Source organism: Atlanticothrix silvestris CENA357 (assembly GCF_016056295.1).
Classification (GTDB): Bacteria; Cyanobacteriota; Cyanobacteriia; order Cyanobacteriales; family Nostocaceae; genus Atlanticothrix; species Atlanticothrix silvestris.
Genome location: NZ_JAECZB010000113.1, coordinates 87374 through 98824, shown reverse-complemented (window position 1 = coordinate 98824; position 11451 = coordinate 87374). Strand labels below are relative to the sequence as shown.

The window sequence follows — 11451 nt, the reverse complement described above, 5'->3', positions numbered from 1 at the left end:
ATGCCGATGCCGCATCTGAACGAACGAAGGCGTCCACCTTTTCATCCTTGAGGATATTAGCGATGTCAGGGACATACTTGGTTGCGGCGTCTCCCAAGTTGCCTAATGCCGATGCCGCACTTGAACGAACGCCGGCGGACACCTTTTCATCCTTGAGGATTTTGGCAGCTTTTTCGGCAATATCCTCTGGTTTCTTCACCGGGGATTTTAAATCTTTGAGATCATATTCAACTAATTTGTCCAGAGCATATTTTTTAATTTGGTCGTGTCCATCATCAAGGGCGGCTGATATACCGTTAATCTGCCAATCTTGGGGTTTGGGTTTGGGGGTTTCTTTGGCGTTTACCCAAGGTAGAGAGAGGAAGAGAGTTAGGAGTAAGGTGAAGCAGAAAAAGAAAAAGAGGGAAAGCTTGCTGTTCTGGCGGGGAGTTAGCAGCATAATTGGAGGCAAGGTGGCAGATTACACGCGATTATGGGTATGATAACAACCTTGCAACTTCTAATTCCTGATTGAGTAAGTCAGATTTTATTTGGGTTTTTAGGTTTGTATTGGTGGGAGCATCCCAAATTTGGAAATTTACTATGCTGGGTTCAGGCAGGAATAAGAGAATGAAGAAACGAACCGCCAAGAACGCCAAGGACGCAAAGTAAGAGAACAGGCTTGATGTTGATCTTTGCTCATGAGTGTTAAAGACTCGCTCACGAGTATCAAAGACTCACCCGCGAGTATTAAAGACTCGCTCACGAGTATTAAAGACTCACCCGCGAGTATTAAAGACTCGTCTACGAGTATTAAAGACTCTCCCGCGAGTATCAAAGACTCGCCTATGAGTATCAAAAACTCATCCGCGAGTATTAAAGACTCGTCTATGAGTATCAAAGACTCGCCGACGAGTATCAAAGACTCATTAATGAGGTTTAACTACTCATTCACGAAGTTCAAAGACTACAGCACTTATTGTTTGAATGCACTACACCACGATACGCGGTAGGGGTACAGCATGCTGTGCCCCTACGAATGCTTGTATTTGACGCAAGCGAGAACGGCTATAAACCGAATGGCAATATTTGCCTATAAATCAGAAGTAGCTTTAGCAGGCTTACTTTTTATAGCTTTAAACCGTTCGCCTAACTGTTCGGCAATAGTTTTTAACCCTGGAGTTTTCTTAGCAGCAGTCTTCACGTAGTCGTAAACTGTCAAGCTGCTGCCCATTGCTTCGCTGCCGACAGCCATCAGGGTATCATCTACCTGTTCTGTCAGTTGTTGCAATCCAATCAACAGTTCGGTGAGGGTGGCGGCTAGTTGACAATCGCGCACAAATTCGTCTACATCAAAGCTGGCTGGTAAAATGTCCCGGTTAGATTGGGCAGCAGTCAGACTAGTGTTGACAAAGGCTAGGCTTTTATCGCCCATTTTAAATAACTTGCGTCGTTCTTCCACACTCAGAGTTACGAGAAAAGGTAACTTTTTTTGGATAGTCGCAAAGGCGGCTTTAATTTCTTGGATATCTGCTGGGGAAAGGGAAGCGGTAATGTTTTGGTAAGCCATAATATCTTTACCGTAGAGAATTTTTGTTATGATTCCCACTGGTAAAGACGATCGCACAGTTTTGAAACAATAGGCATTGGGTATAAAAAAAACCCAACACCCAGATTTTTCCTTTGTCTGATTTTTTATTGCGATCGCTTGGTTTTCAAGACAGTCGCTACACATCTGTAATTAATAATAGTTAAACTGCCTTCATTCACTTGATGAACAAAGGCAGTTTGATTAATATAGCAACTTAAATTTAAGAAACTAAAAAAACATTAGCAATCTACCACCTCAGACCGCTCTGATGAAGGGTTTAGCCTTCCTTTGGTAGTAACAAAGTGGAGGAAGCGATAAAAACTCCACACCTTGCTTAGTTTAGTTAGTCTTTGTACCGTCCATGTATCTGCGATCGCTCTCCTTGGATACATGACAATGGGTCACAGCGGCATAACACCCATCCAGTACTAAACTGTTATGTAATAACAATAGCAACTTGAAAGTTTAAACTTAGTCTCTCTAGGGGAATAACTATAATCAAGCTGAAGAAATAACTGGATTAATTGCTATTACCTATCCAAAGTTAGTTTTCTGTTTCTTTTGTAATTTTCATCTTTTTGGTAAATTATATTTAATTTAAAATGAGTTTTGTAAATACAATCTTGCTTTTTAAGCACTGTTTAATCTTAGGAATCATAGCATTTATTAGTATAGGATTTTTAAATAACCCTGCATTTGCAAATCAAAATAATATGAATCAACAAGAGATTCGGACTTTAATTGAAAAAGCCAGATATGCTTGGGCTAGTCAAGATGCTGATGCTCTCGCGCAAATATTTACAGCAGATGGTGAAATTATTGTGCCTGGTCAAAAATGGCGAGGACAAGCAAAAATTCGAGAAGAAATTACGAATTTTGCTCAACAATATTCCAATGTAAAAATTGAGATTCGGCGGGTTTTGATTGAGAATAATCAAGCCGCCGTCGAGTGGTATTATGAAGACACTGAAAAAGCTACAGGTCGTCGTAACAAAGCCGACGATGTTATTGTGATAGATTTTCAAGATGGTTGCATCAGCCGATGGCGTGAATATTTCGACACTAAAACGCCAGCCAGTAACCAACAATAAACAAGGGGTTTGTAGTAAGCACTTCAGTGCTTAAATCAAGAAAGACTAAAGTCCTTACTACGAACAAATTAAACTTGACTTTTGACTTCCGCAAAGCGGTTGACCCTGAATCCTAAAGTTTTGCTTTAGTTGTGAACTTCCCAAATAATGACAAATAACTATGGCTACTATGGCTGGCAGTTAGAAGAGGAGCAGGCCTAGCGGCAAAGCTGACGCTAACGCACCTCTAAATCCCCAAGCTATGATATATGGGAAAATATGCAGTCTCAGCCTAAGGTTTTGGATGAAAGTCGCAGTATTCAGCACAAAAGCTTATGATCGGCAGTTCTTATCGGCTGCAAATTCTCCCAATCAACATGAGTTGGTTTTCTTTGAACCCCGACTGAACCGTGATACTGCTATTTTAGCCGCCGGATTTCCGGCAGTCTGCGTATTTGTACATGATCAAGTTGATGCTGCAACTTTAGAGATTCTCGCCTCAGGTGGAACGCAGCTAGTTGTTCTCCGCTGTGCAGGGTTTAACAATGTAGACTTGCAAGCCGCAGCAGACTTGAAAATTACTGTTGTCCGTGTTCCTGCATACTCACCTTATGGGGTAGCAGAACATGCCGTTGGTTTAATTTTGAGCCTCAATCGCAAAATTCATCATGCCTATAACCGCGTCCGAGAAGGTAATTTCTCCCTCACAGGACTTTTGGGATTTAATTTAAACGGTCGCACGGTGGGAATTATCGGTACTGGAAAAATCGGTCTGATTTTAGGACAGATTATGAAAGGGTTTGGCTGTCAACTACTAGCCTATGATGTCTACCGCAGCTCAGAACTAGAGGCAATGGGTGGTAAATATGTAGAATTACCTGAGCTATTTGCTAACTCTGATATTATTTCTTTGCATTGTCCCCTAACTCCCGAAACTCATCATTTAATTAATGCCGAAGCTATAGAAAAAATGAAGCCGCGGGTAATGTTAATTAACACAAGTCGCGGAGCGTTGATTGATACCCAAGCTGTAATTGAAGGACTCAAGTCTTGTCAGATAGGCTCTTTGGGTGTAGATGTTTACGAGCAAGAATCAGATTTATTTTTTGAAGATTTGTCTGGTGAAATTATTCAAGATGATGTTTTTCAACGCTTGACAACATTTCCCAACGTATTGATTACTGGACACCAAGCTTTTTTTACAGAAGAAGCTCTGCAAAATATTGCAGATACAACTTTTGCTAATATTACTGACGTTGAACAAGGTCGTTCCTGTCCGAATGAAGTCCGCGCTCAATCATAAGCTAAAGAGCCGATTGGCTGATAAAATTTTGAACTTGGCAAAATTGCGATCGCACTTAGTTCTTAGATTTATTGATAAATCTGAGGAAGATTAATAGCTATATATTTTTCCTTAATTCTTTCCCAGTATCTTGTAAAAATTACCAAGGAAAGGTTTTAGGAATTAAATATTAGTAAGCATTCTAAAGACTTAAAACCCGATAAATTTAAGTTTAAATCTAGAATTTTCATCAGCTGAGCGCTATGAATTTTACCTATTTACTTCTGACTTTGGAATAATTTAATTACTAAAGAATTATTTTATAAAGAAAAGCATAGGTACTGTACACCTATATAGGTATATAAGGTAAACAATCATGACAGAAAAAACCATGAAATTTGATTTGCTTGTGGACTTATCTTCAGAAGACCAACAGCTTTTTACTGGTGGTGGCTGTGGTGGTAGCTGTGGTGGTAGCTGTGGCGGTGGCGGCAGCTATGGTCACGGTTTTGGTGGCTATGGTCACGGTTTCGGTGGCTATGGTCGCGGCTTCGGTGGCTATGGTCGCGGCTTTGGTGGCTATATTATGGGCTAAATCGACAAAGCCCGTCAATTTTACAATCTTCTAGTTTCCAACTTTACAATAAGCGGGGGTAAGATAATACTATTTAGTTAAGGTAAGAGACGCGATAAATAGCCGTCTCTACGAAGCACTGATTATTCTAAAGACAGCGATAAATCGCGTCTTTGTAATCTATTAAAAACCTTAACCGAACTGTATTTTTTTGAGAAACTAGAGAATAAACTTTTACTCGCGAAGCTCTTTGGGCAGAATCCTCTGTCCAGAAGCTTCGCCTATTTTTAAATATGGGTTTCCCTTTCCCCTTTCCCTCTTCCCCTTTTCCCTTCTTCATTCAGAGCGATAGGCGATACGGAGACTTTGGACTAAAATCACCAAAGATGCGATCGCCATCAATCCACCCCAAAACCAGTAAGGTAAAAACAAATACTGCTGCATCTGTCCTGTATCAGAAAGTCCCAAGGGGCCAGCACTGTAGCTAAATAGATAATTAAGTTGATGGTACGTACTTATACAAGCTTGCACACCCAAAAATTGAATAGCAAACCCTTGCATCCAACGAGGAGCTTTTAGGGAAATACCCAGAATAATTAAACCCAGCAAGGGAATTGCTACCAAACCAAACAAAGAACGTACCCAAATTACTGTTGAAAGTAGTAAAAAACTACCTAAAATTTTCAAACTTAAAGAAGCGGCCTTAAAACTGCGGGAAGCCAAAATCAAAGCTGCACCGGCAAGAGGGGGCCCCATCGGCCCTGCTGCTGCCACCAAAGCCGGGCCAATTGTCCCCCAAGATCGCGAAATACCATAAGTTGCTACGCCAGAACCACTGCTAAAAATTTGTAATTTCTGAAATTGTCCCCCTAAGATGAGAGCCATCAGACCATGACCCATTTCATGAAACCAAGTTGCCAGGATAGTAAATGGGTATAAAATATAGTCACCTCCTGGTACTTGCCATAGCAGGATAGTGGCGATCGCAGCTCCTGTGAGCCAAGTTAAGCCCATACGTTCGACTTGTGGCGGAGCTTCTTTTGCAAGCAAGGGTTCAAAGTCTTTTCCTGGTTCCCTCATAGGTCAATTTCCTGAGCCTAAAGTGTAGTTTCTTCCATCCTAGTGTACTCATGGAGCCAGGAGGCAGGATTACTGTTCCTGACATTGACGCTTTCAAAATGTCTTAATTTATATGCTCTTTACTGTAGTGGATTTGCATCTCGAAGCGACGGCGGTCAACTATGGCGCTATATAGAACGATATAGTTATCCGTCGCCCGTCTGATGCAGAGAATTTGTTCATCCCCCAAACTGAGAGATGGTGGATGCAATCTGATAAATAATCAACTAAGCCAGTTGAAAGAGAAATGTTACTAAGTCTCCCTTACCCAAGCTAATACGATCGCCCGGTCTGAGGCGGTGGCGGTTCCCTGGTAACAAGGGTAAATTGTTAATGTAAGTACCATTAGAACTACCCACATCTTCTATATAGTGAGCGTCTCCCTCAACACGAATATCCGCATGTATCCGAGAGACAATTTCGGAATTGGTAAATCCGGAAACATCTATATCTGGTGGAATCCGATCATTAGGCTTACCGATATGAATCACAGACAAAGTTTGCGGTAATTCAATTTCGCGATCGCTTTGGACGTGAAATAACCGCGCTGTTATCTGTTGTAATTGTGTTCTGGAAGCACCAGCCATAGGAGGCGCTGCCGCTTCTGGTTCTGGTGGTGCAGGAGGCTCAGGAGGTGGCGTTGGTTCTGGTTCCGGTGCAGGAACTTCTAACTCAGAAATTACAGGTTGAGCCGCAACCTCTGGTGGTGCTGCTGCCATTGCTGTTGGTGGTAGAGGTGAAACAGCAGGCGAGTTGATTCCCAAGGAGTCTGGTTGTAAAAGTTCTAAAAGTGGGTCAGGTTCAACTAATGGTGGTACTTCCACTGGGATGTCGGGAGCAACTGTGGCTACAGATGTAGCAGCAGCAGGGGTAGCAGGGGCAGCAGTTGAATGCAGGTTAAAACCACATTGACCGCAGAAAGCGGCATCTGCCTGCACAGTTGCCCCACAGTTGGGACAGTTGCTAGTTGTTGGTAACGGCGTATAACAAGCTTCACACTGGACAGCCCCGTCTGGATTGGGGTGATTGCAATTAGGACAGACGATCATCAATTTAAGCCTTTGTTCAAGATCATCGTAAAATAGTGCTGGCAAGCAGAGAGAATTAGGTAGATGCTTCTGCAACTTTCTATAAAATATGGCAGCTTTTGTTGTAAACCCTACAGACACTTGCTATTACAGGAAAACAACGCTGTGTTTTTCCGCCGTTAGCGCTTTGCTGCACGAGTTTACGAGCGTCTGGGATTTTACGCCACTTACTTTTTTAAAGTCGAGCAAAAGCTAGGCTACGGTAGACGTAGGAAGTTTGGCACAGAAGCAACTCTAGCTTTCGATTTTAACAATTACTTGTGATGCTCAAGTTAAGATTGAAGTTCCAAACCTGCCGCTGCATCCAGTAGCCACCAAAGTTCTCCTTGGGGTTGAATTAAGCGGGATGGGTAAGCAAAATCATCTGCTTCAGGTGCGAAGATTTGAGCTAAAGCTGGTCGTTTATTAGCGCCAGCTACCACAAAAATTACACTACGAGCCGCGTTGATAAATGGGTATGTGAAGGTTATGCGCGGATTTCCGTCTTTGTTACCCACAGTAATCAGGCGATCGCGTACTTTTAAAGCGTCTGTGTGAGGAAACAAAGATGCGGTATGTGCATCATCACCCATTCCTAGCAATACTACATCCAAAGACGGAAACTCGGTTGGTGCAGAATGAAAAAATTCTTGTAGATGCTGTTCATATTTAGCAGCTGACACCGCTGGATTGCCTTCTAAGGTCGGGGTAGCATGAATGTTAGCCGCCGGGATGTCAACTTGATCCAGCCAAGCCTGCCGCGCCATTAGTTCGTTACTATCGGGATGATCTGGTGGTACATAACGCTCATCTCCCCAGAATACATGGATTTTATCCCAAGGCAGTTTTTGATTGGCGATCGCTTTGTACAAAGGCTTTGGTGTGCTACCGCCAGATAAGGCGATGGTAAATATCCCCCGTTGCTCAATGGCAGTTTCCAGCCTGGACAAAATCAAATCTAGCGATCGAGCAATCAGCGCTGACTGATCTGATAGAACTTCAACAGTTTTCTTCATGGCTTTACCATCATATTGCCGTCTTCCAGCAATACAATACCGAATTTATGACAATCCCCCTTTTTAACTTTTGAAACATTTAACATCAAGACTTATTGGTTAGTTGTCAGTTGTCAGTGGTCAGTGGTCAGTGGTCAGTGGTCAGTGGTTAGTGGTCAGTGGTTAGTGGTCAGTGGTCAGTGGTCAGTGGTCAGTGGTCAGTGGTTAGTGGTCAGTGGTTATTCTGCTTGCTTCCTCTGCCCCTATGCCTCTCTGCTCCCCTGATCTCCCACATACAGTGTTTCCCAGTCAACGATCGCTTCTCGTTGGGCGATTAACAGTTGTTGAATACCTTTTTCGGCAAAATCGAGCAGCTGATTCAACTGGGTACGGCTAAAACTGCCTTCTTCTGCTGTTCCCTGGATTTCAATGATGCCCAAGTGTTGATTCATCACCACGTTTAAATCTACTGTTGCTGCCACATCTTCGATGTAGTTCAAATCCAAATATGGCTCACCCTGTAATAAACCTACAGAAATTGCTGCTACTTGTCCGCACAAAGGCGATCGCTCTAATATTCCTTGCTGTAATAATTGCGAAATTGCACTAGCTAACGCGACAAATCCCCCTGTAATTGCTGCTGTCCTAGTACCAGCATCTGCCTGTAATACATCGGCATCCACAGTTAAGGTACGTTCTCCTAATACCTCAAAATCTATTGCTGCTCGTAAGCTGCGCCCAATTAAACGTTGAATTTCTTGAGTCCGCCCAGACAATTTCAGTAATTCCCGTTCATGTCGTTTCTGAGTTGCAGAAGGTAACATTCGATACTCCGATGTTAACCAACCTTTGCCAGTTCCGGCTAAAAACTTGGGTACTCCCTCAGTCACGCTGACGGTACAAAGTACCTGAGTATCGCCACATCTTGTCAGAACTGAACCAGGTGCAAAGCGGGTAAAGCCTTTGTGAAAGCTTACAGGACGTAGTTGGTAAGGTTGTCGCTCGTCAGGACGTTGCCAAACCATTTGAATTGCCTCAAGATTTTTATATTATGAAGAATACTGCCTTCAGATTACCTCAGTGTCGCAACTCGTCCATATCATAGACTGGACAGCGGCTTTATATTACTGTGAAGTATACAGCAACCCCTAAAAATTTATGTCAGGAGAACTCAATACTGTTTTAGGGGACTGAGAGCAAGGTTAAAATATTTTGCTGCACCATTTCTGGTAACTGATCACCGTTAATAGTTAACAAACGACGGCGACGGTCGTAATATTCTAAGATAGGAACAGTGCGATCGTAAAAAACTTCTACCCGACGCTGCACGATTTCGGGTTGATCATCTGGCCGTGAACGCCCTAAAGAACGGCTAACCATGACTGCTTCTGGTACTTGTAGATAAATTGCCCAGTTTAATTCTTGCTCCAATTCATCCAACAAAAAATCCAATTCCTCAGCTTGGAAGGCAGTACGAGGATAACCCTCTAATACCCAACCACAATTGACATCAAGCTTTGTCAGTCGTAACTTAATTAATTCAATCATCATTTCGTCTGGGACTAGCTCCCCCTTTGCTACATAAGGTTGTGCATGACGACCTAAATCGTTAACGTTAGCAAATACATGTTCGGCAAAACCGTTATTGCATTGCAAAAAAGAAGTAGAAGGATAAAATAGCAACTTATTGCTAGACATTGCTTCCCGCAAAATCTCACCTGTGGAAATCTGAGGAATATCAAAATGGCTACAAAGTTTTTGTGCTTGAGTGCTTTTCCCCGACCCTGAGCCTCCCAGAATCACCAATCTCACAACAGTTACTCCTCAATTTGTAAAAATAATTACACTATGAATTTGTTATGCACAAATCAAAGGGATGTTTAATATATAGTTATTTGCATATTTAACCTCTGGATCTGGAAAATATTTTGAACTGCCAATTACGTGTTTTCATTGTTATGACTAGTTTCATTCAAAAAACAAAAATGTCAATATCACTTACCCTTGACTTCAGCACAAATCTAGTGTTTGACTAATAAAGCAGATTTTTACATATAGTACATAGTACAGTCGTCTAAAACAGCATTGATTATACAGATAGATTTGCAATAACTATTCTCTGTAAACCTATTTAACTTTTTGTAATCTTTTGAACTTCCCGCTATGGTTGCACAGTTAGAAACCCCCGGTATAAATTCGACTCTTAACTTACCTCACCCAGTTGAAGGACTACTACAAGTTTTCACTAGCCAACACCGTAACTTTTTTACGAGTGTTATGGCTCAAGCACTGAGAATTGCCGGACAAGGTACATCAGTTTTAGTAATACAGTTCCTCAAAGGTGGTATTAATCAAGGACAAGAGCGACCAATTCAGTTAGGACAAAATTTAGATTGGATTCGCTGCGATTTACCCCGCTGCATTGATACACCACATTTAGATGAAGCGGAAAATCAAGCTTTACAAAAGTTGTGGCAGTATACACAGCAGGTAGTGTGTGAAGGTAAGTATTCTCTCGTTGTTTTAGATGAGTTAAGTTTGGCGATTAACTTTGGTTTAATTCCGGAAGCTGAAGTTTTAGATTTTTTAACAAAACGTCCTCCCCAGGTCGATATCATTCTCACCGGGCCAGAGATGCCAAAATCTCTCTTGGATGTAGCAGATCAAATTACAGAAATCCGTCGGAGTCATAGACCGTGAAGAATGTACCACTTCACGATATCCTAGTAATTCGGTTTGAATTAGCTGTGAACTTGTGATAAAAAACGATATCTGGATTACTGAAAAGGCTCAACAGGGTATGATTTCACCCTTCGAGCCAAGCTTAATCCGAAAAGTGCAAAAAGACGAATCTGTAGCGGTTCAATCTGTAATCAGCTATGGATTGTCTTCTTATGGCTATGATATACGCCTCTCGCCGGCTGAGTTTCGCATTTTTCGCCACATTCCGGGAACTGTAGTTGACCCCAAGAACTTTAATCCTCATAATCTAGAGCCAACATCGCTACATACCGATGCTGATGGCAGTTACTTTATTTTACCTGCTCACTCTTATGGGCTAGGGGTTGCCCTAGAAAAACTAGAGGTTCCCAATAATATTACAGTAATTTGTATAGGTAAATCTACGTATGCAAGATGTGGTATAATTGCTAACTTAACTCCTGCGGAAGCAGCATGGCGGGGTCATCTGACTTTGGAGTTTTCTAATTCTTCTAGTGCAGATTGTCGCATCTACGCTAACGAAGGCGTGGTGCAATTGCTATTTTTAGAAGGTGAACCCTGCGCTATTAGTTACGAAGCTCGACAGGGTAAATATCAAGATCAGTTAGAGATTGTAACTCTGGCTCGTATTTAGTCTGATGATATATCAAAATCAGACTGCGATCGCCTGAAATCAAACCCAAAAATCAAAGTGCGATCGCAAAAACTTGGCTAAACCTGCTTCGCATTCTAGATAGTCGAAAAAAGTCTGTAACGGAACTCGTGTTTCCATAAATACAAGAGTTCCACTCATAATCTCTGGGTCAGAGTCAAGAATTAAAGTTATGTTGCCCTTAACGGGTGGGATTTTCATCCACATCCACCAATCAGTTATGGTAACGTCAAGGCTGAACCTTGACGTTACCATCTAGAGCTATGAATTTACTCTAGAACGAGTCGCGCCTTGGATCTCCCTGAGTGCTTATTTCATGTGGGAGTGTTAGTTAGCCAACGCCTTGTTGAGGGTTTAACTACACAGCTTCAAATTTCCATTTGAAGTGGTCGAGTTGTTGG

13 protein-coding genes are annotated in these 11451 nt (G+C 42.1%); 5 read left to right on the top strand and 8 right to left on the bottom strand.

The annotated features are described in order from the left end of the window. On the bottom strand, positions 1–439 hold a 439-nt coding region (locus tag I8751_RS29365), incomplete at its 3' end, for a HEAT repeat domain-containing protein (protein WP_404800462.1). A gap of 633 nt (positions 440–1072) precedes the next feature. Then, positions 1073–1549, bottom strand: coding sequence for a hypothetical protein (locus I8751_RS29360; RefSeq protein WP_214442599.1), 477 nt, complete (start codon positions 1547–1549; stop codon positions 1073–1075). 734 nt (positions 1550–2283) lie between these two features. Between I8751_RS29360 and I8751_RS29355 the strand changes: the two genes are divergently transcribed. The 3 genes from I8751_RS29355 to I8751_RS29345 all read left to right on the top strand — a co-directional run bounded on the left by I8751_RS29355 (position 2284) and on the right by I8751_RS29345 (position 4517). Continuing rightward, positions 2284–2661, top strand: coding sequence for a nuclear transport factor 2 family protein (locus I8751_RS29355; RefSeq protein ID WP_214442592.1), 378 nt, complete (start codon positions 2284–2286; stop codon positions 2659–2661). A 283-nt stretch (positions 2662–2944) separates the two neighbouring features. Next, complete coding sequence (locus tag I8751_RS29350) at positions 2945–3943, top strand: 2-hydroxyacid dehydrogenase (protein WP_214442591.1); 999 nt, start codon at positions 2945–2947, stop codon at positions 3941–3943. 355 nt (positions 3944–4298) lie between these two features. Then, on the top strand, positions 4299–4517 hold the full coding sequence (locus I8751_RS29345) for a hypothetical protein (RefSeq protein ID WP_214442590.1): 219 nt from the start codon (positions 4299–4301) through the stop codon (positions 4515–4517). 315 nt (positions 4518–4832) lie between these two features. Here I8751_RS29345 and I8751_RS29340 read toward each other — a convergent pair whose 3' ends face one another. The 5 genes from I8751_RS29340 to I8751_RS29320 all read right to left on the bottom strand — a co-directional run bounded on the left by I8751_RS29340 (position 4833) and on the right by I8751_RS29320 (position 9489). Beyond that, the gene (locus I8751_RS29340; protein WP_214442589.1) at positions 4833–5576 is read right to left on the bottom strand and encodes a M50 family metallopeptidase; all 744 of its coding nucleotides are present in this window, start codon (positions 5574–5576) and stop codon (positions 4833–4835) included. A gap of 266 nt (positions 5577–5842) precedes the next feature. Then, entirely contained in the window at positions 5843–6664 is an 822-nt protein-coding gene (locus tag I8751_RS29335) for an FHA domain-containing protein (RefSeq protein ID WP_214442598.1), read from the bottom strand. Between the two features lie 311 nt (positions 6665–6975). Further along, positions 6976–7698 carry a 6-phosphogluconolactonase gene (gene pgl, locus I8751_RS29330; protein WP_214442588.1) on the bottom strand — a complete coding sequence of 241 codons (723 nt, stop codon included), beginning with the start codon at positions 7696–7698 and terminating at the stop codon, positions 6976–6978. Positions 7699–7940: 242 nt separating this feature from the next. Continuing rightward, positions 7941–8702 (bottom strand): ribonuclease PH, encoded by a 762-nt coding sequence (rph, locus tag I8751_RS29325; protein ID WP_214442587.1) that lies wholly within the window; start codon positions 8700–8702, stop codon positions 7941–7943. 157 nt (positions 8703–8859) lie between these two features. Then, complete coding sequence (locus tag I8751_RS29320) at positions 8860–9489, bottom strand: adenylate kinase family protein (RefSeq protein WP_214442586.1); 630 nt, start codon at positions 9487–9489, stop codon at positions 8860–8862. Between the two features lie 351 nt (positions 9490–9840). On the opposite strand from I8751_RS29320, the gene I8751_RS29315 reads away from it, so the two are divergent. Continuing rightward, positions 9841–10377, top strand: coding sequence for a P-loop NTPase family protein (locus tag I8751_RS29315; protein ID WP_214442585.1), 537 nt, complete (start codon positions 9841–9843; stop codon positions 10375–10377). Positions 10378–10432: 55 nt separating this feature from the next. After that, positions 10433–11032, top strand: a complete 600-nt coding sequence (dcd, locus tag I8751_RS29310) for a dCTP deaminase (RefSeq protein WP_214442584.1) — start codon at positions 10433–10435, stop codon at positions 11030–11032. 39 nt (positions 11033–11071) lie between these two features. Here dcd and I8751_RS29305 read toward each other — a convergent pair whose 3' ends face one another. Beyond that, positions 11072–11251 (bottom strand): DUF433 domain-containing protein, encoded by a 180-nt coding sequence (locus tag I8751_RS29305; protein ID WP_214442583.1) that lies wholly within the window; start codon positions 11249–11251, stop codon positions 11072–11074. Between the last annotated feature and the right edge of the window lie 200 nt (positions 11252–11451).

Excerpts from the sequence above, each read along its gene's own strand:
- I8751_RS29360 (WP_214442599.1), bottom strand. The coding sequence starts at position 1,549 with ATGGCTTACCAAAACATTACCGCTTCCCTTTCCCCAGCAGATATCCAA.
- I8751_RS29355 (WP_214442592.1), top strand. The coding sequence starts at position 2,284 with ATGAATCAACAAGAGATTCGGACTTTAATTGAAAAAGCCAGATATGCT.
- I8751_RS29350 (WP_214442591.1), top strand. The coding sequence starts at position 2,945 with ATGAAAGTCGCAGTATTCAGCACAAAAGCTTATGATCGGCAGTTCTTA.
- I8751_RS29345 (WP_214442590.1), top strand. The coding sequence starts at position 4,299 with ATGACAGAAAAAACCATGAAATTTGATTTGCTTGTGGACTTATCTTCA.
- I8751_RS29340 (WP_214442589.1), bottom strand. The coding sequence starts at position 5,576 with ATGAGGGAACCAGGAAAAGACTTTGAACCCTTGCTTGCAAAAGAAGCT.
- I8751_RS29335 (WP_214442598.1), bottom strand. The coding sequence starts at position 6,664 with ATGATCGTCTGTCCTAATTGCAATCACCCCAATCCAGACGGGGCTGTC.
- pgl (WP_214442588.1), bottom strand. The coding sequence starts at position 7,698 with ATGAAGAAAACTGTTGAAGTTCTATCAGATCAGTCAGCGCTGATTGCT.
- rph (WP_214442587.1), bottom strand. The coding sequence starts at position 8,702 with ATGGTTTGGCAACGTCCTGACGAGCGACAACCTTACCAACTACGTCCT.
- I8751_RS29315 (WP_214442585.1), top strand. The coding sequence starts at position 9,841 with ATGGTTGCACAGTTAGAAACCCCCGGTATAAATTCGACTCTTAACTTA.
- I8751_RS29305 (WP_214442583.1), bottom strand. The coding sequence starts at position 11,251 with ATGAAAATCCCACCCGTTAAGGGCAACATAACTTTAATTCTTGACTCT.